This is a genomic window from Methanosarcina flavescens, from assembly GCF_001304615.2.
In the GTDB taxonomy this organism is placed as follows: domain Archaea; phylum Halobacteriota; class Methanosarcinia; order Methanosarcinales; family Methanosarcinaceae; genus Methanosarcina; species Methanosarcina flavescens.
Map to the genome: position 1 here is coordinate 2138531 of NZ_CP032683.1, position 23661 is coordinate 2162191.

Sequence of the window (23661 nt, forward strand, 5' to 3'; positions counted from 1 at the left end):
AACTCTTTCTGCAAAAGTTTTCGGTCAAGCTTTTTTTGAAAAGGCTTGTGGTCAAGCAATTTGTTAAATGGTTGTCAGACAATCTTTTTATTATCTGACAGCTTTTTGATATCCAGATACCCATGAGTTTTAGAGCTTTTATCGACCAGTTAAAGGAAAATGGAAGACTGGTAGAGATTTCTCAGCCTGTTTCTCCGAGGTTTGAAGCTTCAAGAATTGCAAAAACTGCAAAGAGCCCGGTTCTTTTCCATGATGTTTCGGGTTCGAAGGTCATCATGAACCTGCTTGGATCAAGAGAAGAACTGGCTTCAATGCTAGGAGTTCCTAAAAAAGAAATCATAAGGAGGCTTTCTGAAGTTTCTCCTGAAGGTGAGGTGAGGCTGGTGTCAGAATCTCCAACCCTTGAGGTTATAGAAGACGAGGTTGACTTGACAAAACTTCCTATCCTTACACATTTTGAAAAAGACGGAGCCCCTTATATAACCGCGGGGATTGTAGTTTCCGAGTACAGGGGTACAATTAATGCTTCCATTCACCGTCTTATGCTTGCAGGAAAAGATAAGCTCGCAGCCCGTCTGGTTCCTCCGAGACATACTTATCTACTGTATAAAAAAGCCGCGGAAAAAGGAGAACCTTTACCTGTTGCAATTGTGCTTGGCTGCGACCCTATAATTATTTACGCGACCTCAACAAGGGTTCCTGTTGGGAAAGAATTCGAGTACGCAGCCGCCCTGAGAGGAGCCCCTGTTGAACTTTTTGAGTGCTCAAACGGAGTAAAAGTTCCTCACTCGGAAATCGTGCTTGAAGGTTACGTTGATCCCGTGGAAATGGTTCATGAGGGACCTTTTGTGGACATTACGGGAACTTACGACGTGGTGAGAAAAGAGCCTGTTATCCATATAACCCGAATTATTCATAGAAAAGACCCGATCTACCATGGAATTCTGCCAGCAGGCCCTGAACATCTCCTGATGATGGGGGTGCCTTATGAACCAAGAATCTACAGAGCTGTCGGAGAGGTCACTACCGTAAGAAACGTAGTGTTGACAGAAGGGGGATGCTGCTATCTTCATGCAGTCGTTCAGATCGAGAAGCAGACTGAAGGAGACGGGAAAAATGCCATTATGGCAGCCTTTGCAGCTCACACCAGCCTTAAACATGTGGTGGTTGTGGACGAAGATATAAATATTTTCGACCCGAATGATGTTGAGTTTGCAATTGCCACGAGGGTCAAAGGGGATATGGATATTCTTATTATTCCTAATGTCCGGGGCAGTTCCCTGGACCCGCGAGGAGCTTCTGACGGAACGACCACAAAAGTGGGAATTGATGCAACAAAGGTTCTTACCGAAAAAGAAAATTTTGAAAGGGCAGTAATTCCCGAAGTTAACGAGTGAATCTCAATGTATCTTACAAAAGAAGAAGAACAGATCCTGAATGGAGAAGCAGGGGAGACTCTAAGGCAGGCTATCGGGATCCTGGTAACCCTTGGAGACATTTACGGTGCAGACCGGCTCATACCAATTAAAAGCGCACAGATTGCAGGGGTTTCTTATAAAACTATAGGCGACGCAGGTCTTGAATGGATTTCAGACCTCCAGGGCAGGGTTAAGGTTCCTGCGATCCTGAACCCTGCAGGGATGGATCTGGAAGACTGGGAAAGGCTAAGAATCTCTCCCGAGTTTGCGGAAAAACAAAAGTTGATTATCCAGGCATATGCAAAATTGGGAATTCGCTGCGAATGTACATGCACGCCTTATACCCTTGAGGGCTTTGACACTGGTTACGGCGATCATCTGGCATGGAGTGAGTCGTCAGCTGTTTCTTATGCAAATTCCGTGCTTGGAGCCAGGACAAACCGTGAAGGGGGACCATCAGCCCTTTCTGCGGCGCTTCTAGGGAAAACTGCAAATTATGGGTTCCATCTGGACGAAAATCGTGTGCCTGAAATCTCAATTCATGTAGAATCTCCACTTAAAGGATCGGATTATGGTGCACTCGGGTATATAGCCGGTAAACTTGCAGGAAGCAGAGTACCCGTTTTTCATCTCAGAACTACCCCCGACGCAGATGAATTGAAAGCGATTGGAGCTGCAATGGCAGCTTCAGGGGCAGTTGCACTTTACCACGTGGAAGGAGTCACGCCCGAGATTCGCAGGCTGAATTTTGAAGATCCTGAGGAAAAGATAACTATTGAGAGAAAGCAGCTTGATGAGGTTTATGAGACCCTGACTAAAGTTACCAGAGAGCCCGAACTGATAACTATAGGGTGCCCTCACTGCTCGGCAACTGAACTCGAAAAGGTAGCCAAACTCCTGAAAGGAAAAACTGTTTCGAAAGAACTCTGGATCTTTACTTCAAGGGAACTTGTAAAGCACTATCCTGAGTATATAAAGACTATTGAAAAAAGTGGAGCTAAAGTCGTCTGTGATACCTGTATGGTAGTCTCTCCTGCTACCAACCGATATTCCTGCGTTATGGTAAACTCAGGGAAAGCTCTTGCTTACGTGCCAGGGATGTGCGGGGCTGAAGCCGTATATGGAAATATGGAGATGTGTATTGAAGAGGCAGTCGGCGGCAGCACAGCAAAGAAAGAAGGTGGTTCCCATTAAACTTAAAGGCAGGGCAATCTCCAGAGGATGTGCAAAAGGGGAAGTACTGCTTTCCAGAGACCCTATTTCCTTCCTTGGAAGTATAGACTCGAAAACCGGGGTCGTAGTTGAGGAAAATCACGCCCTTGAAGGAAAATCAATTCAGGGTAAGGTTCTCATTTTTCCTCACGGAAAAGGCTCTACAGTTGGCTCATATGTTATGTATCAGCTGAAAAAAAACGGAACTGCGCCTGCAGCAATAATAAATCTGGAAACTGAACCTATAGTTGCAGTTGGAGCCATTATTTCCGAAATCCCACTTGTTGATATGCTCGAAAGAAACCCTTACGAAGTATTAAATAATGGAGATCTTGTTCTGGTTAACGGAAATGGAGGATATATTGAACTTATTAAACCGGAGGCAGGTAAAACTGAAATGAGCAAGACTGAAAACATGTAAAACTGAGAGCAGGCAAATTAAAAAGTTAATCCGCAAAATGAAAATGATGGTTCAGTTCTAAAAGCTGAAAATGAATAAACCTGAATATTAAATCTTAAGCTGGGAGTAGGAACTCCAAAATGAACCGGGAAAACCACAAGAAAGATAGAGGAAAATTCAACGCTGAGGAAACAGTTTCGCGTTTATATCCTTTTATAGTCAGAGTATTTGACGTGTATGAGATCCAGAACTCCGGAGAAACCCTTTATTTCTACGGAACTCCTAGAGTCGATGCTGAGACTCTCACCGGGGAACTCTGGGAGCCTTTACAACACTTTGGGTTCGAATGTGTGCTGAAGTACGAGCTTGGGGAGTATATACTGCTGGTCTCTCCTGAAAAGAAGGCAAAGGAAAAAATCTGGCTAAATCTTGTCCTTTTTATAACGACTTTTTTTACAACCATGGTTTGTGGAGCCTGGATGTTTGGAGTAAACCTTGAAGAAGAACCTTTCCAGCTTTTCCAAGGATTATCTTTTACACTTGCGATAATGGCGGTTCTCGGTTCCCATGAGATGGCTCACTATGCTATGGCCAGGTATCATGGAATGAAGGCATCCCTTCCGTATTTCATTCCTTTTCCCACTTTCATTGGCACTATGGGAGCGGTGATCCGCTACAAAGGACCTGTGCCCAGCAGGAAAGCGCTTTTCGACGTGGGAATCGCGGGGCCTCTGGCAGGTCTGCTTATGTCAGTTGCTGTTACTATTATAGGGCTTAACCTTGAGATGCCAGCAGTAAAACCCCTTCCTGATTCTATGATGTTTGATCTTGGGTTGCCTCCTCTTTTTGTATTTATCCAGACTCTTGTCGGAGCTACAGGGCAAAATCTGCATCCTGTAGCTTTTGCGGGTTGGGTAGGAATGTTTGTAACCCTGCTTAACCTTCTTCCGGCAGGGCAGCTTGACGGCGGGCACATCCTCAGGGCAATGATGGGAAAAAAAGCTGAAAAAATCTCATTTCTTATGCCACGTATCCTGTTCCTTACAGGGATTTATGTAATTTACTGGCTGAAAGAAGACGGTGCTATATGGATTTTCTGGGCTCTTTTCCTTTGGGTTTTTGCAGCAGCAGGGCATCCTTCCCCTCTGCATGACAAAGTAGAACTTGACAAAAAACGCATCCTTCTAGGGATCATTACCTTTATCCTGGGATTTCTTTGCTTTACTCTGATCCCCTTTAAGCCGATTTCCTGAAAAAAGACCTGAAATTTTAGAAAACGGAGGAAAAATAATGGACGTACACTTCCGGTACAACAAGAAGAACTCTTACAGCTTTGCAGTCCTTTCTCCTTTACTACCGGAAGCCGGTTTTGTAGACAAGCCTGTAAACGGAATAATGATCTACAGTTTTACAACACGCCAGGCAGCAAGAGTTTTCATGGAAGTGAAAAATGCAGGCACGGATTCGATTTTCATCGCAGGAGGCCCCCACCCTTCAGGGGCTCCGGAAGAGACGCTTGAATATTTTGACTATGTTGTGATTGGGGAAGGAGAGGAAACCCTTCCGGAACTTGTAAAAGTAATCCAGGAAAGGAAAAATCCAGGAAAAGTACCTGGCATTGCATACAGAGATAGAGAAACGGGTTCAGTTGTTATAACTCCGAAAAGAGCCTATGCAAATCTTGATTCCTATCCCTGTTTCAATCCTGAGAAACTCCGGGCTCCGATTGAAATTAGCAGGGGGTGCCCCTGGGGTTGCAAGTACTGCCAGACTCCCAGGCTTTTCGGAAGAGAAGTAAGGCACAGAAGCATAGATTCCATTGTAAAAAACGCAAGGCATTATAATGACCTCCGCTTTATAGCTTCCAATGCTTTTGGCTACGGAAGTAATGGGATCCATCCAAGGTTTGATAAGGTGGAGAAATTACTTTCGACACTTTATAAACTTCCTGATAAGAAAATCTTCTTCGGGACATTCCCTTCTGAGGTGCGTCCGGAATTTGTGACTGATAAGTCGGCTGAACTTGTGAGGACGTACTGCGCAAACGATACACTTAGCCTTGGGGCTCAGTCCGGCAGTGACCGAATTCTAAAAGAGATACGAAGAGGACATACCGTGGGTGACAGCATTTCAGCAGTTGAGTGCTGCCTGGAGCATGAAATTATCCCTGCAGTTGATTTTATCTTTGGTCTTCCCACTGAGACCGAAGAAGATCAGGAAAAAAGCCTTGACCTTGTCCGCTGGATCTGTAAGAAAGGAGGCACGGTAAGAGCCCATTACCTTACTCCTCTGCCAGGCACTCCATATGAGTCGGCTGTTCCGGCAGAGGTTAGTGACCGTGTAAGGCGAGAACTCGGAAAATTTGCCCTCAGCGGCAAACTCACAGGATATTGGGAGAAACCATTCAAAGTCTGAAAAAAGTCAAATTAAGGAGATCAAAAAAGTCAAATTAAGGAGATCAGGTTAAGTCGGTATCTTGAATCACGGTATCGGCTTTGAAACCAGACCTCATCTCTGATTCGTAAACTTCCTGGGAACAATTTGCACAAGTTATTTATTTTAGAGATATTCCGCATATGTTGTTTGTTTCTGATCTGTCAGTATCCTGGCTATCAACTCCATTAACCTGAGTTCGGATTCAGGTCAGTATTTTTTCTACTTTTTTCCAGTTTGTATTACATCTTAGGATATGCTTTACTCACTCCTCAATTTTTACTGAATTTATATCCTCCAAATTAATTTACTGGTCTTTCACTTTTTTGATCTTGTATTTTCGATCGATCTTGTGTTTTTGATCTATCTGGTCTTTTCGATTGATCTTGTACTACCGGCTGTTCTTTTAGTCAAACAGCATTTCGAGTTCTTTGTATTTTTTCAGTATAGTGCAACGTTTTGAGCTTAGGAGGCTTTCATACTGACATACTTATATAATAAGGGAGGATTCTTCGTTTTTAGTCCCATTAGTAATACTGCAATCAATGTATTTATAATTTGTTGCTACGAATTTCAAATTAATACTTACAGGTCGACAGTTAATCTGCAAAATTGAGCTCTTCCGCCTGAACCATATTTTGGAAGTATTCGTTTCTTTCCTCAGGGATACAGAAGATAATTTGTTAACTTTCAATCTTGCAGGTTAAAAATATTTTTAGGGCTGTTAAATGCCTAATAGAACTTCCGCTATCCATATTGACAATATGGGTCATCCACATTAGCTGTATGGGCTGTCTATATTGGCTAATGGGCGCAGAGCACACATACCAGTAAGTCTGTGAAAAATATAAAAATAAGACGGTACAGCTTTTGATGTAGCTGTTTTCCGTGGTGCTATGCAGTTAATTTGAATCTTTATTCTGGTGTTTTGCAGATCAGTTACAGAGTTATTCACTTTATTCGGGGGCTGAGGCTTTTTCCGCTCTTATAACCATTTGCAAGCCTTCTTGCATGAGTTCCTCGGCTCTTTCCTGCTTTTTTGCTTCGGCAAAGATCCGGAAAATCGGTTCCGTGCCTGAGGGGCGAATGAGAACCCAGCCATCTTCGTACCAGATCTTAATTCCATCAATAGTATCCATCTTATATCCAAGACCAGAGGCTTCGTTTTTTACTATTTCCATCGTGGTATGGATATTTACAGAGGGAATTTTGGTTTTTGCGTTAAAATAATGAGGCACACTTTTAGCAAGTTCGGAAAGCCTGTTTCCTTTTGCCAGAATTTCAAGGATTTTGGCACAGGTCATTGCACCGTCCCTACAATACTGATGTTTGGGGAAAATAAGGCCTCCATTGCCTTCACCTCCGAAAACCGCACCTACTTCCATCATTTTTCGGGCGACATTGATTGAGCCAACCGCTGTCCAGTAAAGTTCAACTCCTGCGTCTTTTGCTACATCAGCCATGCGTTGCGAAGAGCTAACAGGAGTTACTAAAGGACCTTTTTCACATTCAAGCATATATTTTGCCATCATAGCAAGCAAAACTTCCTCATTTAGAAATTCGCCATTCTCATCTATGAAGACTATTCTATCCGCATCCCCATCGTGGGCAGCTCCGAAATCGGCTCCAGTCATCTTCACAAGTTTGGAGAGCTCGGTTAAAGCATCGGGCGTAGGTTCAGGATTTCGCCAGGGGAAAATCCCATCGGGTTGAGCTCCAAGAGTCAGCACATTGCACCCCAATTCCCTGAGCAGGAATGGAAGAGTTAGCGAACCGGCTCCGCAGCCGGTATCAATAACTACCTTTAACCTGCGGCTACGGATAGTTTCGGCGTCTACCGAATTGATAATGTTTCTGATATAGTAATCATTGGCTCCAGAATCAGTTCTGAAACTGCCGGTCTTTTCCCAGGATACAATAGAATATTTCCCTGAATAGTAAATTTTTTCAATTTCTTTTTCACCATCCCTGGGAAATTCCGTGCCATCACCGGCAATTAATTTAATCCCGTTATATTCTCTTGGGTTGTGGGAGGCGGTAATAACAATCCCTGCATCGGCATAGTCGCGCACATAAAACTGAATAGAAGGAGTAGGTAAAGTTCCCACATCAATTACATTCAAACCTGTTGAAAGAGCCCCGGCAATTGCAGCGGATTTCAGCATCTGCCCCGAGATCCGGGTATCACAGCCTATAGCAACAGTGCCTTTCGAGCCCATATACGTACCAAGACTTCTAGCTAAATTGACTGCCAGTTCTGGATTTATATATTCGTTGGCGATACCACGTACACCGTTAGTTCCAAATAATGCCATGTAAGGTCTCCTTCTTTGTGATTTGAGTGGATTATGCCATTGAGGCAGATTTGCTTTTTATTTGCAGCTATTATGGTAAACAAAGCTCAGCTTCTAATCAGAGCCTTTGCATAGGAATATTAAAACGATTTTAAAATGCTGCTTTTCCTGAAAATTCTAGAACCATGAAATATATTAAGTATTCAACACATTGATATTTTTTCCAATCATGTCAGGTAGCTGACTATAGGCTTGGCAAATACATATATCTTATTAGCTAAAATCCGTTACTAATGGTTGCTGAAAAGATCGAACTGATAAAGGAGGCTATAAAAGCCAGAGGAAGTGTGGTCGTTGCATTCTCAGGGGGAGTAGATAGTACGACTCTTGCAGCCCTTGCTTTTGAAGCCCTTGGGGAAAAAGCAATCGCCGTGACCATAGATTCCCCACTCTTTCCAAGGAGACAGCTTGAAACAGCTGTCAAGACTGCCTGTGAGATCGGAATTGAGCATAAAATTCTTCCTTTCTCCCAGTTGAGCCTTCCTTATTTTTCAGCAAATACATTAAATAGGTGTTATTTCTGTAAAAAAGCCCTGCTTGAAACCCTTCTGGATTTCGCGGAAAAAGCGGGATACCACGTTGTGCTTGAAGGCACAAATTCCTCCGAACTGCAGGGAGAATACCGCCCGGGCTACAGGGCAGTACAGGAAGCGGGAGAAAAGATTTTTTCTCCTTTTATGGAATTTGATGTAACAAAAGAACAAATCAGGGAGATTGCGTCGAAGCTTTTTCTTTCAGCAGCCAGCCGACCTTCCGCAGCCTGCCTTGCTACACGTTTTCCTTACGGGCAGCCGATAACTGTCGAATCACTTCAGAAAGTCGAAAAAGCCGAAGATTTTCTCTTTTCCCTGGGTTTTTCCCAGTTCAGGGTCAGGATGCATGAATACCTTGCCCGGATCGAGGTGATTCAGGAGGAATTTGAGGATGTTCTGCGGAAAAGAGAAAAAATTGTGCGTCATTTAAAATCCCTGGGCTTTGACTACATAACCCTTGACCTTGAGGGTTTCCGAAGCGGAAGCATGGACGAGCCTTACATCCGGGAAAAAGAGATTATAAAACGCTGAGAGTCTCATCCTGATAAGATAAAGGGATTTTGTGAAATTAATCTGGGAAAAAATAAGCAATCGCGAGAAGATTAGAGAAAATCTAATTGTTAAACGTTTTATTGAAAAGACATGAAAGAAATTCTGATTCGAAAAGCTGGTAAATCAGACCTGCAAGAAATTCAGAGGCTTCTCTCAACTTATTTTCTCGATATGGAGGGGCTCAAAGCCGAGGATTTCTTTGTAGCTGAGATTGATGGACAAATTAGAGGATGCGCTGCTCTTATAATGTCTGGGTCTCAAGACAAGAGATTTCTGGAGCTTCATTCCATTGCTGTCCATCCCAACTTTCGGGGAAAAGGTATCGGAACCAGGCTTGTTAAGCGTCTCCTGACAACAATTGACGAGCCAGCCTGTGATCTCTATGTCAGGACGACTGCGCCCCAATTTTTTGAGAAGCTTAATTTCGAGAAAATTAAAAATCTCAAAAAGTTACTGCTCTGGGAAGATTGCAAAATGTGTGAGCATTTTGAAAAATGCACGCAGTTCGCAATGAGATATTCCTGCAACTAGACTTTGATCTTAAGTCTTTATTTTCTGAGTTAAGTCTAATTGGCAATCCTTAATATAAAAAGTCTGATAATTCATGATTTTGAGGATAGGGGGAAAGCAATCTTACCAGAACTTGCAGGACGAAACATTATTTACGCAAAAGCACATGAGGCAGCATATGCTTACCCTTGGAATAGTAAATACCTATGATAAGATTAAAATTCTCGATGCTCACTACCGTGCAATTGCAAGAGCTGCTCCGATTTGCCATGCTTTTGGATTCCACCTTGCTCTTTATGATTTTCCTTTTAAAATGACTGCAGAAGAACTGGTAGCCTACGTGATGGAAAAAACCACAATAGGGGAATCGGGAAGTTATCTAAAGATCCTTTATGAAAAGAACCACCTGTCGGTATCCGAACTTCCAAAAAAAGGTTTTCCATCCCATTTTGGAGAAATCGTAATTACTACCTCAAAACCTAACCCAAAAAAGCAGGTTACACCCGTAAAAATCGCCGAAGAAGCCTTTAGAAACCGCTCTTTTCTATTTCTTGTAGGGCTGGGACACAAAGGGCTTCCGAAAGAACTTTTCGAGAGAGGAAAATATCATCTTGACATTACCGGCAAAGGCCTTTCTTTTGAGACCTGTACTGCAATTGGGGCAATTCCGGCCTATCTTTCAGGGCTCATGGCAAGTCTTGAAACTAAAAAGTGAACTCCCATTATAATATTTTGAAGTCGAGTACAGGAGAGTCACTTCAATCATTTACTTAAAATATTTGGTTTCGCTAAAAATTTTAAGATAATTTAAAAGAAATTCCGGAATGAATATATATTGCAACTGACAATTAGTACTTGTTGTGGGTAAGTACAACGCTTGTCGCGCTATTATGGGGTTTTTAGCCCAGAGGAAATAGAATTCCGGCTTGCTTTCAGGTTTTAATCCAGAAAAATCGAAGGGTTTGACCTTAATGCAGGTTTTTGTCTTCAGGGATTTAGAGAATTAATTTTACTGAAATTCGTTTGAAAGACTGGGAATTCTAACCTGCACTCAACGCCGCATGTGAAAAGGATGGGAACTTTAACCCGGATTGCAGGGCTCTCGTATCCAGAAGGACTAACTCTGACCCGCATGTAAGCGCAAGATTTGAAGAGACAGGAGGAAAATTATGAGTGAATTAAAGCACGAAAACAGGAAAAGAAACGGATATGGAAATAAGTGCCGGGAAAGCAGTTATCATTCTGTGGTAAAAGGCTGTACTGACAACCTGGACTCAGACGAATTAGACCTTTACCGCTTTATGATAGGCGGGATGCAGGGGAAATAACCTGCACAACCTTTTTTTATTCCTCGTTCCTAAAAAGAAGCATGTACGATGTATATGCGGTCCGTGAAGATTTCCCTGTTTTAAAAGAAGTCGTGTACCTTGATAGTACGGCAACTACTCAGACACCGATACCTGCAGTCGAAGCCATGGTCGAGTACTTTTACAGGTATGCTGGCAACCATGGGAGAGGTGCACACCGTTTAGCAAGGGAAGCTACAAATCGTTATGAAGATGCAAGGGAAACAGTTGCGAGTTTCCTGGACGCAGAGCCTTCAAAAACCGTTTTTATGAAAAATACCACTGAAGGTATAAATCTCATTGCAAACAGCTATCCCTGGGAAGCTGGGGATCATATTATTACGACCCTGCTAGAACATCATTCAAATCTTCTTCCCTGGCTGCGCTTACAGAAAAAAGGCGTAAAAGTTACGGTTATAAGTCCTGACAGCGAGGGAAAGATCGATATCTCTTCTATAGAGGAGGCTTTTACTGAGAAAACAAGACTGGTTGCCATAACTCAGGTTTCAAACGTCTTCGGTTCCATTCAGGATGTAAAAAAAGTCACGAGACTTGCCCATCGAAATGGCATAAAAACCCTGATAGACGGGGCTCAGTCCGCAGGGCATATGCCAGTTAGTCTTAAAGATCTGGATTGTGACTTTTTTGCAACTGCAGGGCATAAAGGACTACTTGGACCGCAGGGCACTGGCGTACTTTATATTAAAGAACCAGATGTTCTCGATAGTGCCTCAGTGGGAGGAGGTACGATTTCGGATATTGAAGGGTGCACTTACGTACTGGAACCTTCTCCTGCCTGTTTTGAAGCTGGCACTCCAAACATTCCAGGAGTTATAGCCTTAGGAAAAGCAGTCGAATATGTAAAAAAAATAGGAGTTTCGGAAATAGAGTCGCACGAAATAAAATTGTCCACTGAAACTGCAAAAAGACTTTCCGAACTAGAGCATGTAGAGGTTTATGGGCCTGATGATAGGGCAGGAATAGTACCTTTTAATGTAAAAGGGCTTCATGCCCATGATGTTGCCCTGATTCTTGACCAGACCAGGAAAATCTGTGTAAGAAGCGGACATCACTGTGCAATCCCAATTGTACGTTTCCTGAAGGTGGACAGCACTGTAAGAGCTTCTTTTGCATTATATAATACAGAAGAAGAAGTAGATATACTGGTAAATGCAGTTGCCGGCCTTAAAGCTCTCGTTTCTTAAAAAAGCGTTTACAACCTTCGCATTTTTCTTATAACCATATTTCTTAATTTTATTATTGGTTTTTAATTCTGTTCTCAGTAAGAAAGAATATCCTCTGACTGTCTTCCTGACAAGAGACTCTTATAATACTTTTAACAAAAATCTGTACTTTGCTGCATGAAAGCTTATCATTCTTCACCTTATCATTCCCTACCTTCCCCACCAATAGTTAAGTTAATATTCATATAAAAATAATCCAAAGACAAATGAATAATTTTTTGAAGTTGTTCTCTATTTGGAAGGGCTCTAAAAGCAGTGCAATTAGACAGGACTGCGATGCAGTCTCAGAGGTAATAGGTCAAATGTTAATGATGACTGTAGTAGTTTTGGCTTTTTCTGTAATAGCTCTTATGGTATATTCTGATGGCGGGGCTGGAATCCCGGAACATATTCCGCACGTCGACTTTTGTGAAAGTATTTATGCAGTTAACAATACTGTGCAGATTGTCCATGCTGGGGGAGAAGCTATTGATAAATTCGCAATCAATATAATACTTTCCGGCAACTATGGGATGCCAGATGAGTTTAGCAGGACTTATAGTATGTCCGACTCCGAAGTTAAAATCCTGAAACCTGATGGAAAAGTCTCCATTGATGATGCTCTCTCTGATAATACTCTGACTCTTGGAGACCGCATAATAATTAATACTAAAGAAAGTAGAATTTCTCTCACCAGCAAGGATTCTATAGACCTGCTCATCGTGCACATACCATCTCAGCAAGTGATCCAGAAAACCGTACTCCAGCCAGTTCCAGTGAAAACTCTGGGTTGGATAACTCCTTATCCATATGGGAGTGTTTATGACAGTACTTTAGGGTGGTTACCCATGGAGCAGGTTGGAACAATAAATGATGGAGTTTTGTAGAAGCTCCTCTCCCAAATTCAGATTGGTACGAAGTGTATGAGTTTGGAATAGATGCGGATGAGATGGGTATTTCAGACTTTTCAAAGATCCTGTTAAAATAATCTACTCATCTCATGACTGCAGCGTCGACAAGTTAGAACTGGAAGTATCTACTGATGGCTCTAACTGGACGCAAATAGCTTCTAATCATAGAGGTAATATGGGAGTGTACAAATATAAGGGTAATAAAAATAATAACGAAGATTATTTTCACGCGTGTATACTTGCTAATGTTACCTACACTCTCTATGACCCAACTGATGATCAACCTGAGTATATAAAAAATACCGACGAGCTTGAAAAACTCCGGGTCAGGTTCTTAGCTTCTGGAAATGCAAACGAAAGCAGTGGAAAAACTGTTATGATTGATTATGTGGGAGTTTACATAGAATATTCCGGGAAAACTCTGACTTATGAATTAGAGGTTGAGGCAGGGAGTAGAAAAAACTTAAAATTCTCCTTTTATTGTTCAAAAGATCTGAGGAACACTTTATGAAATAGTTTTCTAAGTTAATTGCCTCCTTACGCATTATCATAAGCTTCTTTAATCCGAAACAAGACCTGTTTTTCGGTATTTTCGCTTCCCTTATAGAAAGAAGTGTGATAAATTTCTTTTTAGTTAAGTCCGTTCACTCTTTCGACTGAGTATGTATTTTGAGGTAAGAATTTGATTGAGCTTTGATTCCAGAATCAACTCCTTAAAATATAATTATGCTGCCATGGAAAGTAGAAAGTTTTTAAAAGAGATTGAGCTTATATATCTTAATTAAAAAACGAGGGATGTTTCATGGATGAAGTAAAACAAACGCTAGCGAAGAGTAAGTTTATTTCGGGGTTATTGGGGAAAAAAGGTGATTACACCTCCATTTCAGAGGTCATAAAGAAGGTTAAAGTTTACTTTGACAAGCCACTAAGAACTCTGCCAGCCTATGATCCTGAAAAGGATGGGCCTCTTGTAGATTTTATAGTGCCTGATGGATTCAAAGAAATCGAAAGGTACTGGCTTCAGGAGCCTTACAATTTTGTATCAATTCTGGAAGATCGCAGAACAAGATACTATAGACTTATCGAACCTTCGCTTACAAAGTTTGAAAAAGAGATTCTTGAACGGATTTATGAAGATTTTCAGGATATCCTAGTTTTAGGCTCTACAAATTCTGTTTCCGAAAAGGATGCGTTTCTTGTGGATAAAGCTCTCTTCCTTCTTGAAAATTACAGGGCTGAAATCTCAAACGCAGCCCTTCATAAGATAATATATTATCTTAAAAGAAATATGTTAGGTTACGAAAAAATTAATCCGCTTCTTTATGATCCTTATATAGAAGACATTTCGTGTGATGGAGCAGATATCCCACTTTTCATTTATCATACAAAGTATCTCAATATTGAGAGTAATATTCATTTTAAAGACGAAGAACTTGATGCCCTTGTAGTTAAAATGTGCCAGTTGAATAACAAGCATGTATCTGTAAGCCAGCCAATTGTAGATGCAAGACTTCTGGAAGGATCGAGACTTCAGGCTATTTTAGGAAGGGAAATTACTCCTAGAGGCAGTTCTTTTGCCATCCGTAAGTTCAGGAAAGACCCCATTACTCCGATAGACTTGCTTAGCTATAAAACGTGTGATCTTGACATGCTAGTATATCTCTGGTTGGTCATTGAGAACGGTCACAACATTCTTTTTGCGGGAGGAACAGCATCGGGGAAAACTTCTATGCTCAATGCTACGTCCCTGTTTATGCCTTCAACAGCCAAGATAGTCTCTATAGAAGATACGCGGGAACTCCTGCTCTATCATAACAACTGGGTTTCCGGGATTGCAAGGCAGAGTTTTGCCAGAGACTCAACGGGAGAAATTTCCATGTTTGACCTCTTGAAAGCTGCTCTCAGGCAGCGTCCCGATTTCATTATTGTGGGTGAAGTGAGAGGCAGTGAGGCTCTGACTCTTTTCCAGGCAATGTCAACAGGGCATGCAACAAGTTCAACTATGCACGCAGGAGATGTGCAGACTGTTATAAACAGGCTTACGCACGAACCAATAAATGTACCAAATGTAATGCTGCAGTCTCTTGATGTACTCTGTATTCAAAAACAAGCATACATCGGAGAGAAAAGAGTTAGAAGAACCCAGAGTCTCGTGGAAATTCTTAATGTTGACCCTGAGACAGGGGATCTTGGCATAAATGAGCTTTTCAACTGGGAACCTTCTGAAGATTATTTCATCAAAGTGGGAGATTCCCACATCATGCAGGAGATTATGTATTCTCGAGGTTGGGATACCACTCAGCTGAGAACTGAAATGGACAATCGAAGAAAAATACTGACATACATGTATGAAAAAAACATAAGGGACTATATCCAGGTATCTATTGTAGTCCAGGCATATCAGAGCTATCCTAAGATGGTTATGGAATGTATCGAGGACGATACCTTGCAGACTATGATAAAGGATATGGCTGCTCAAGAGGGGGGAGCATGATTTATACTGCTGTGGATAAACTTGCATACAGATACTTTGGAGATTTCTTTTACAAAAATAGAGAAAGCTTTAAAGATTTAAAAGTAAAGATACGCCAATCCCATATTTCCATGACAGTGGATCAGTACATGGCTTCTGCCTTAATGTATTCTATAATAGCAGGAACTGCTGGAGGTATTTTCGGCTTATCGCTGGGACTTAAAATTTTTGGTGATCCGGTTTCCCGCCTCAGCCTTTTCCTGAATTCTACAAATGCAGGTTATGCAGCAAAATATGTTTACCCTCTTGCAATTTTAACCGCTATTGTAGTGTTCATTATATGTTCTCTTATTGTTTTTTTTCTGGTATACAGTTATCCCTACTTTCAGTCAAATAACCGGCGAGCCTGTATAGATAAATCCATGCTTCCGTCAATAACCTATATGTATGCTCTGACGAAAGGAGGCATGTCGGTTTATGACGTGTTCAGATCCATTAACATGTATACCCATATATTTGGTGCGAGTGCGGAAGAAATATCCTATATTGTGAGAGATATGGACTATCTTGGAAAAGACTTCATAAGCGCTCTCAAATCTGCAAAAGAACGTACCCCTTCAGATGTTTTTAAGGACTTTATTGACGGGCTAATCATTATTTCAAGCAGCGGAACCATTAATGAGTATATAAAAAGCAAGGCTGATCAATATCAGCATATGGCAGAACTGGCGAATAGAAGTCTATTGCAGAGACTTGATGTTCTTGCCGAAGTTTATGTGACAGCACTGGTTGCAGGTCCTCTTTTCATAATGGTGACCCTTGTTGTACTGCAGTTCTTCAAACCTGCTTCAACCCAGGTTCTTTACATGCTTATCTATGTAATATTGCCTGTTGCAACCCTGCTCTATTTGGTAATTCTCGATACTGTGGGAGAACTTTCTTTCAACCCTAAGAAAGGTAAGGTCTCCAGTTTTTCAATAAACCTTTCCGACATCCCGGAAATCGAGTCAGGGCTCACCAAAGAGAAGGAAGAAGAGAGGAGTAAGAAGTACAGGATGTACAGGCAGCTCTCTATTATCAAAGATATGCTGCTAAATCCCTACAGAACTCTTCGGGACGAACCAAGATACACGTTTTTTATTGCAGTTCCGGCTGGTCTACTTTATCTCACCAATCTTCCAGAAAGTATTGCAAATCATCTCAGTTTTAGCCCTCTGTTGAACATAAATTTTGACCATGTCAGTGAAGGTGCTATCAAGCTGGCTACCTCAGTTGATGACTATATTATTATCTTTACTATCATTCTCCTGATTCCCTTCATTATTTTTTATGAGATCAAAGTCTGGAGAATACGCAAGATAGATGAGAGGATGCCTGACTTTTTAAGAAATCTCTCCAGCATGAACGACTCTGGAATTTTACTTGCGAATTCTTTAAAATTAATAGCAGAATCGAAAATGGGCATTTTAAGTAAAGAACTCATGAAGTTAAAGGAGGATCTATCCTGGGGTACTTCCACTTCAAGAGCTCTCATGAAGCTTGAGAACAGTATCAGAACAGCTTCTTCAAGCAGGATTATTCATATTCTGGTAAAAGCAAACGAATCTACAAGTGACCTTACAAGTGTACTCTCTATCACTGCTGCACAGGCTAAGATCGAACAGGGACTGAAGAAAGAGCGCTCATCACAAATGGTGATCTACATTGTCACTATCTATATATCCTTTTTTGTCTTCCTTTTCATAGTCTATATTCTGGCTACCGACTTCTTCCCGCAAACCGCCTCGTTCACAACTGCTTCCCAGTCAGGGGGAACCGGAGGAATAGGAAACAGCTATTTCAATATAGATGAATATAATATGCTCATGTTCCATTCAGCCCTGGTACAGGCTGTTACTTCGGGGCTTATTGCTGGAAAGATGGGACAGGGTTCTGCTTATCTGGGCCTGAAATATAGCGTCAGCATGGTGATAATTACTTATCTGGCATTTACTTACCTTGTTTGAGCCTGTTTAGTTTAGAGAATGAAGGGCTTCATTCGGAAAGCCCTGTCTCACTTTTTTATCTGCCGGAGCAAATGATGCTTCAAAATCATCTGCGTAGAAATAAGGTTGCATAGAAAATAAAAGTCTGCGAACTGTTACATAAACTGAGCCCTATTAATGATTTCCTCGAAATAAGGGCAGTAATTTTAGCCAGTACAGGTAAAATATTTTCCCTTTTACAAAAACATGGAGTTCTAAAGCTAGAGGCCGATATCACTCCAAAAGGCATGAGAGCGTTTTTCGTTTATTCTTTTTTCATGCCAGTTCATAGCTTGGATCTACCAGACTTCGATTATAGAAGCATTTTCTTCATATGAATAAAATAGTTTTAAATCTTTGACAAACTCAGGTTAAACAATGAGGAAGGAATCTGGACACAAACTTTTGAAGATTAGTGTAATGAGGAACCTTACTTTATTCCAACTATCGGTTAATCTACTTTTGATCACACTGTCTGGATTATTCGTTATACAGGAGGCCTTCATTACCAATAAATTTTGGCGCACGTAAACTAGTTTTTGTTATCATCCGCTTTACTTCTTTAAACGTTCCAGAGTAATCTGGACTCACACCTTCGATAACACTATCTCCCCTGATTCTTGCAATTGTCTTTATGCCGCAGTTAATATGCTCTTTTAAAACATGGTGAGTATAGTAGACACATGTCTTTCGGGTATCTTCGTCTATTTCTTTTGTAGGCTCAAATCCAAAATGTTCTCTGATAGCATCATCGGTTACAGGATATTGTTTGCCGGATAAGTTTTTAAGCTCTACAATAAGCGTATGTAACATCTTGTCATCCGGGGTTTCTTCGATCTTTTCAACTACTGTTTTTAGTTTTATCAAATTGGCTTTTTCTGTTTCTTCAGCAGTTGTCATAGCAAATTATCTCCTGTAAAGATTCTCTAACACAATTTGTAGGGGTGCGACATATACCGATTTCTGAAAAGAAGACAACTCAGGACTTTCAAAAAGAATCATTTTTAGCAGTATTAATATCTTTAATATTCGTAATTAATTAAACTACTAACAGGTATAAATAAATTAGTGCGTAAGATACAGGAATTATCATCGATAGATTTTATTTTCTCAAAAGCAATCTTTTTATAAGGATCTCTTTTGTCAATTCTCCAGATCAGTAACTTCTTGGTGTACAATAACCATATTATTTCTCTGCCTTATAAGCGATTTCACCATCTACCAAAACCATGTGAGTGGTAGAAAATGTATCAAATGGGTGACCATCCATAATGACAATGTCAGCATCCTTACCCTTTTCAATACTGCCAATTCTGTCATCTATACCCAGTATTTTGGCCGGATGTATGGTTATTGCTTTGAGAGCTTCATATTCATCCATTCCATCTTTAACAGATAGCGCCGCGCAAAGAGCAAGATACTGAATTGGAATTACAGGATGGTCTGTCATAATTGCAACCATTATGCCATTTTTTGATAATAACCCCGGATTTTTAAAACTTAAGTTTTTAAGCTCTATCTTTGTTCTTCCAGCGAGATTGGGTCCAATTATACATGGATACTTTTCTTTTTTAAGTTCATCAAGCATCAAATATCCATCAGTTACATGCTCTAATGTAAGTTTCAGGTTGAACTCTTTGGCGATTCTAATTGCGGTATAAATATCATCAGCCCTGTGTGCATGAGCTTTTAATGGGATTTCACCTTTCAGGACTGGAATCAGGCTTTCATACTTTATATTATATTCAGGTACTTCTTCATTTTTTGCAGCAGATTTCTCTTTTTTAGATATGTATTCAGCTGCCTTAAAAAGGACATCTCTTAACATAGCTGCTGTTGCCATCCGAGTTACTGGAGTCTTATTTTTTTCTTTATAAACTCTTTTTGGATTTTCTCCAAAAGCAATTTTCATTGCAACAGGTGCTTTAATTATCATATTGTCTATTCTTGTACCATAGGTTTTTATTGCAGCAAACTGCCCACCAATAACATTAGCACTGCCTGGACCTGTTGCTGTTGCAGTTACCCCGGAGCTTAACGCCTCACTGAAACAAATATCGAGAGGATTTATTCCATCAATTGCTCTGAGATGTGGTGTCACAGGATCAGTATCTTCGTTACCGTCTGCTCCTTCAAAACCCATAGAATCTTCAAAAATTCCTACATGTGAGTGAGCATCTATAAAGCCAGGGAAAACAAATTTACCAGCGACATCAATTATATCGTCTGCTTCTACGTCTTCTTCATTTATTGTGCCTATTTCTGCTATTTTATCATCCTGTATCAGTATGTCTGCATTTTCTAATATCCCAGCTTCTGACATTGTATAGATTTTTGCATTTTTAATTATTTTTTTCATAAATATTCCCTCCCCTGATTATAGAATTTATATTAGCTTCGATTAAATAAATTAATATAATTTCCTAGTAAAATATAAAATTAAATCTTCTAGAATGATGATAAAAGATAATAATCTAGAAAAATCCTGGAACATAAGTGACGAAAATACAGATTCAGAAATGAAACCGGAAAATACACTGTCAGCCTGACAGTAAAGAACGAAATCGGGACAGATACGGAAAACAAGAAAAAATACATTTCAGTATCCAAAAAAGGAGCATTCGAGTAAAAATATAAAGAGGAGACTAATATAGCTCCTTTTACTCTTTTTTCCTGCTATTGAACCTATCCTGAAACTTACATCCAATAGATCCTGCAGTTGTAAGAATGAAGAATGCAAGAGGAAGAAAAGGTAGATCACTTGCATTAGTATAGAAAGATTTGAAATCGGATATACTTTTAAAAATTAAGCCTGAAGCACCTTTCTGATATTAATTTCATCTTTATACCTTTCAAGAAAAAAATAAGTTTTAAGAAAGCTCAATGCAAATTTCTAATATTTCCGACGCATTAATATAATTATGAGATTTTCACAACTGACTGCTGCAGCCTTCGTCCTGACCCTGGTACTCATTGCAGCCGGGTGTACGGATCCAGAAGAAACTCCTCTTGGAACAGTTTCGGAACAAACGTCTCCCTCCACAGTAGCTGCTCAAAATACTGTCACTGTATCAGGCCAGAACCTTACCGTACATTTCCTGGATGTTGGTCAGGGTGACTCAATCCTCCTGGAGCTTGATGGAAAATTCATGCTAGTCGACTCAGGAGAAAGGGACCAGGGAAAAGTTGTCACAGCTTACTTGCAGAACCAGGGAATTTCAACACTGGATTATGTAGTTGCAACCCACCCACATTCGGATCATATTGGCGGTATGGATGATATTCTTAACAACTTCCCGGTAGAACATTTTGTTGACAGTGGATACCCTCATACTTCTAAAACCTATGAGAATATGCTGATCATTATTGATACGAAGGATATTCCTTTTGAGGTAGTTCAGGCTGGTCATAAAATTGACTTTGACCCTGCTGTTGATATAGAAGTGTTAAATCCTGCAAGCATATACTCCGACGAGCTAAATGAAAACTCCGTGGTTCTCAAAGTAACGTATGGCGAAACTTCGTTTTTGCTCATGGGAGATGCAGGTCTGGAATCAGAAGAATATATAATAGAAGCTGGATATGATGTAGATTCTGATATTCTCAAGGTTGGACATCATGCAAGCAGATCAGGCAGTGGAAGAACCTTTATTTCAGCTGTAAGTCCTGAAGTAAGTATAGTCGAAGTTGGAGCAGGAAATGACTATGGGCACCCTCATGCCGAGGTTCTTGACAGGCTGCAGAAGGTCTCAACAGTATATAGAACGGATCTGGATGGCACAATAGTAATTACAACAGATGGATCAACTTATACTGTAACAACTGAAAAAACCAGAAATACCTCCAGTAGAAATGAAGCTTACGCCTCTACAGATTCAACAGCAGAGGTACAATCCGAAGAATATGTGGATTCAAGCTCCACCGAACCAACCGTGTATGTGAGCGACCTGAATCTTCAGGACGAATGGGTTCAGATATCAAACACAGGGGCTTCTCCCGTTTCTCTGAACGGCTGGAAGATTGAAGATGAAGGCAGTAAACACACCTATACGTTTCAGTCTTACACCCTGAATGCAGGAACAACAGTAACTGTGTTTACCGGAAAGGGTGCGAACTCAGCTACTGAGCTTTACTGGCAATTAGACAACCCTGTATGGAACAACAATGGTGACACAGCATATCTCTACGATGATAGTGGAAAACTTGTTTCAAAACTGGAGAGCTGAAGATGAAGAACTTTAGAGAGAATTTCAAAGTTACCCTTGACCGCATAGAAGAAGGTAACGCAGTGCTGCTTGTAAGGGATGGTGAGTCAATAAAAATTAATATACCTCTTTTTTTGCTGCCTGCTGAAAGTAAAGAAGGTGATATTCTGGATATTACCATCACCAGAGATGTGCAGGAGATTGAGGATGCTAAGGAAAGAGTATCAGGCTTGCTTGAGAAGCTTAAGAGTAAGAATCAAGGAACGAAATAAAACTGTTTATTAGATTTGTTTCTCTGATAATAGCTTGGGTTATAGTATTTGAATTGAGACTTTAAAGTATCTACTCCAGTCTACATATAAATTTGAGATAAGACTCGCAAAAACAAGGATTAAAATTTTTTATCTTCATCGGTAATCTCACGAATAACCCTGCAGGGATTCCCAACAGCGACAATCCCAGGCGGAATATCTTTTGTCACAACACTTCCGGCGCCGATAACGGCATTATCTCCGATAGTTACGCCGGGCAGTACGACAACATTGCCACCTATCCATACGTTGTTGCCGACTTTAATCGGATGAGCATACTCCAGCCCTGCGTTACGACGCTCTGCGTCAAGCGGGTGTCCAGCTGTATAGAAACCACAGTTTGGAGCGATCATTACATTATCCCCAAAAATAACCTTTGCTGTATCAAGGATGATACAGTTGTGATTTGCATAGAAATTGCTGCCTATTTCGATGTTGTAACCGTAGTCGCATATAAATGGAGGCTCAATAAGAAAAGGACCTCCGATTTTGCCAAAAAGTTTCTGGATTAAAGCTTCCCTTTCCTCAGTTTTTGCTGGATGGAGTTGATTATATTCGTAGCAGATTGCTTTACAATAAGCTCGTTCTTCGATCAGTTCTTTATCATACATTGCATTATATAATAATCCCCGAGCTGCTTTCTCTTTTTCAGTCATTTCAGGCACTATTGTTTCCCTCCTTAGTAAAATGGTAATTCTGTTTATTTAATTGCTCTTGAAGAACTGTTTATTTAATTACTCTTGAAGAACTGCTTAGTTGTAAACTTAAAATCACACAATTCAAAGAAAAATCTGACCTTAAAATAAGAATTAAAATATAGGAAAAGAAGGTTAAGCTGGAGATCAGAAATAGTGATTTGGAGTCGATGAGCTACAATTCAATCTCCAGTATAACCTCAAGGTCATACCTTTTTACCTGGAATCATTGTTTACATTATTTTTCCAAAGATCATTGAGGATATTTTTATCAGCACATAAGCTATTGGCAAAGATGCTAGAAACAAGTACAGAAAAAACCCAAGTGAGCGAAGACCTCTCATTATCCGAACTTCAATGCTGTTCCCCCCGCGAATTACAGCACCATCATAACCTATTGCGTTGTCAAACCGCCTGAAATATGGATCATTCTGTTTCATGTATTTACCCCACTGTTTTTCTCCCCACTGTAAAGTTCTCTTTAATTTACTTTAATAGTAAATACAGATACTTCCTATAAATAGTTATCTTATTGAACTAATGTTAGTTCAATAGTGTTTCAGAGATATTGATAATACCAAATTAGTCAAATGGGTACAAAAAGCAGGCGAAATAGATGATACTGTCTCATTTACATATTGTTTTTGGTCTTCGCCACAACATCTATTGAGGAACTTTTCCAAAAATTATTTTTAAAGTTTTAATCAATAACTTTAATTAGTAGCTTCTTTATTTTCAGCCTTTAGAGAGGCTATTCCTTCAGGATAAGAGATAAGGCATGCATGTCTATTTAATGTCCTTGAAGAAGAGCTTAACTTCGAACTTAAAGTTTCACAACCAGAATCTAAATCCGACCTTGAAGCAAGACTTGAAGCACTAGAAAGCTCTATACACACTTAAAATCAGAAAATAAAAATAATAAAAATCAGAGTGGGCCCGCTGAGATTCGAACTCAGGACCTCCGCCGTGTGAAGGCGACGTCATAACCATCTAGACCACGAGCCCATGAATTGAAATTGAAAATTAAGAGGGCTAAGCAACCATAAAATAGAACTTCCTAT

General features: G+C 40.4%; 21 protein-coding genes and 1 tRNA gene. 16 read left to right on the plus strand and 6 right to left on the minus strand.

What is annotated here, in order from left to right:
* The first annotated feature begins 122 nt into the window (after nt 1–122).
* The 5 genes from AOB57_RS09455 to AOB57_RS09475 all read left to right on the plus strand — a co-directional run bounded on the left by AOB57_RS09455 (nt 123) and on the right by AOB57_RS09475 (nt 5445).
* Nucleotides 123–1397 (plus strand): UbiD family decarboxylase, encoded by a 1275-nt coding sequence (locus AOB57_RS09455; RefSeq protein ID WP_054298288.1) that lies wholly within the window; start codon nt 123–125, stop codon nt 1395–1397.
* A gap of 6 nt (nt 1398–1403) precedes the next feature.
* Nucleotides 1404–2612: an aconitase X gene (locus tag AOB57_RS09460; protein WP_054298287.1), complete on the plus strand. Its 1209-nt coding sequence runs from the start codon at nt 1404–1406 to the stop codon at nt 2610–2612.
* Nucleotides 2599–3051 carry a DUF126 domain-containing protein gene (locus AOB57_RS09465; RefSeq protein WP_054298286.1) on the plus strand — a complete coding sequence of 151 codons (453 nt, stop codon included), beginning with the start codon at nt 2599–2601 and terminating at the stop codon, nt 3049–3051. Before AOB57_RS09460 ends, AOB57_RS09465 begins: the two co-directional genes overlap by 14 nt.
* 119 nt (nt 3052–3170) lie before the next feature.
* Nucleotides 3171–4283 carry a site-2 protease family protein gene (locus tag AOB57_RS09470; protein ID WP_054298285.1) on the plus strand — a complete coding sequence of 371 codons (1113 nt, stop codon included), beginning with the start codon at nt 3171–3173 and terminating at the stop codon, nt 4281–4283.
* Between the two features lie 37 nt (nt 4284–4320).
* Nucleotides 4321–5445 (plus strand): TIGR04013 family B12-binding domain/radical SAM domain-containing protein, encoded by a 1125-nt coding sequence (locus tag AOB57_RS09475; protein ID WP_054298284.1) that lies wholly within the window; start codon nt 4321–4323, stop codon nt 5443–5445.
* Nucleotides 5446–6419: 974 nt separating this feature from the next.
* On the opposite strand, the gene glmM is transcribed toward AOB57_RS09475, so the two are convergent.
* On the minus strand, nt 6420–7778 hold the full coding sequence (glmM, locus tag AOB57_RS09480; RefSeq protein WP_054298283.1) for a phosphoglucosamine mutase: 1359 nt from the start codon (nt 7776–7778) through the stop codon (nt 6420–6422).
* Between the two features lie 272 nt (nt 7779–8050).
* Between glmM and larE the strand changes: the two genes are divergently transcribed.
* The 9 genes from larE to AOB57_RS09525 all read left to right on the plus strand — a co-directional run bounded on the left by larE (nt 8051) and on the right by AOB57_RS09525 (nt 17371).
* A complete protein-coding gene (gene larE / locus AOB57_RS09485; RefSeq protein ID WP_054298282.1) occupies nt 8051–8881 on the plus strand; it encodes an ATP-dependent sacrificial sulfur transferase LarE in 831 nt (276 codons plus the stop codon).
* Between the two features lie 111 nt (nt 8882–8992).
* Complete coding sequence (locus AOB57_RS09490; RefSeq protein ID WP_054298281.1) at nt 8993–9433, plus strand: GNAT family N-acetyltransferase; 441 nt, start codon at nt 8993–8995, stop codon at nt 9431–9433.
* 157 nt (nt 9434–9590) lie between these two features.
* Nucleotides 9591–10127, plus strand: a complete 537-nt coding sequence (locus AOB57_RS09495) for a DUF531 domain-containing protein (RefSeq protein WP_054298280.1) — start codon at nt 9591–9593, stop codon at nt 10125–10127.
* Nucleotides 10128–10581: 454 nt separating this feature from the next.
* Nucleotides 10582–10740 (plus strand): hypothetical protein, encoded by a 159-nt coding sequence (locus tag AOB57_RS09500; RefSeq protein ID WP_167829589.1) that lies wholly within the window; start codon nt 10582–10584, stop codon nt 10738–10740.
* Nucleotides 10741–10781: 41 nt separating this feature from the next.
* Nucleotides 10782–11963 carry a cysteine desulfurase gene (locus AOB57_RS09505; protein WP_054298279.1) on the plus strand — a complete coding sequence of 394 codons (1182 nt, stop codon included), beginning with the start codon at nt 10782–10784 and terminating at the stop codon, nt 11961–11963.
* A 245-nt stretch (nt 11964–12208) separates the two neighbouring features.
* Nucleotides 12209–12868, plus strand: a complete 660-nt coding sequence (locus tag AOB57_RS09510; RefSeq protein WP_082384120.1) for a type IV pilin N-terminal domain-containing protein — start codon at nt 12209–12211, stop codon at nt 12866–12868.
* Between the two features lie 199 nt (nt 12869–13067).
* Nucleotides 13068–13403, plus strand: coding sequence for a hypothetical protein (locus AOB57_RS09515; RefSeq protein ID WP_054298277.1), 336 nt, complete (start codon nt 13068–13070; stop codon nt 13401–13403).
* 291 nt (nt 13404–13694) lie between these two features.
* Complete coding sequence (locus tag AOB57_RS09520; RefSeq protein ID WP_054298276.1) at nt 13695–15386, plus strand: type II/IV secretion system ATPase subunit; 1692 nt, start codon at nt 13695–13697, stop codon at nt 15384–15386.
* Nucleotides 15320–17371 (plus strand): type II secretion system F family protein, encoded by a 2052-nt coding sequence (locus AOB57_RS09525; protein ID WP_226999463.1) that lies wholly within the window; start codon nt 15320–15322, stop codon nt 17369–17371. The genes AOB57_RS09520 and AOB57_RS09525 overlap by 67 nt, the downstream gene beginning before the upstream one ends.
* A gap of 498 nt (nt 17372–17869) precedes the next feature.
* Here AOB57_RS09525 and AOB57_RS09530 read toward each other — a convergent pair whose 3' ends face one another.
* Together AOB57_RS09530 and AOB57_RS09535 are read right to left on the minus strand one after the other, a co-directional pair.
* Nucleotides 17870–18289: a hypothetical protein gene (locus tag AOB57_RS09530; protein WP_054298274.1), complete on the minus strand. Its 420-nt coding sequence runs from the start codon at nt 18287–18289 to the stop codon at nt 17870–17872.
* Between the two features lie 286 nt (nt 18290–18575).
* Nucleotides 18576–19748 carry an amidohydrolase gene (locus AOB57_RS09535; protein ID WP_054298273.1) on the minus strand — a complete coding sequence of 391 codons (1173 nt, stop codon included), beginning with the start codon at nt 19746–19748 and terminating at the stop codon, nt 18576–18578.
* Between the two features lie 562 nt (nt 19749–20310).
* Here AOB57_RS09535 and AOB57_RS09540 point away from each other — a divergent pair.
* Entirely contained in the window at nt 20311–21615 is a 1305-nt protein-coding gene (locus tag AOB57_RS09540) for a lamin tail domain-containing protein (protein ID WP_054298272.1), read from the plus strand.
* Between the two features lie 2 nt (nt 21616–21617).
* Nucleotides 21618–21866, plus strand: coding sequence for a DUF3006 domain-containing protein (locus tag AOB57_RS09545; RefSeq protein ID WP_054298271.1), 249 nt, complete (start codon nt 21618–21620; stop codon nt 21864–21866).
* 119 nt (nt 21867–21985) lie between these two features.
* Here AOB57_RS09545 and AOB57_RS09550 read toward each other — a convergent pair whose 3' ends face one another.
* From AOB57_RS09550 to AOB57_RS09560, 3 genes are all read right to left on the minus strand, one after another.
* Complete coding sequence (locus tag AOB57_RS09550) at nt 21986–22570, minus strand: sugar O-acetyltransferase (RefSeq protein WP_449405487.1); 585 nt, start codon at nt 22568–22570, stop codon at nt 21986–21988.
* Nucleotides 22571–22833: 263 nt separating this feature from the next.
* The gene (locus AOB57_RS09555; RefSeq protein WP_054298270.1) at nt 22834–23040 is read right to left on the minus strand and encodes a hypothetical protein; all 207 of its coding nucleotides are present in this window, start codon (nt 23038–23040) and stop codon (nt 22834–22836) included.
* Between the two features lie 491 nt (nt 23041–23531).
* Nucleotides 23532–23605 (minus strand) — tRNA-Val (locus AOB57_RS09560).
* Between the last annotated feature and the right edge of the window lie 56 nt (nt 23606–23661).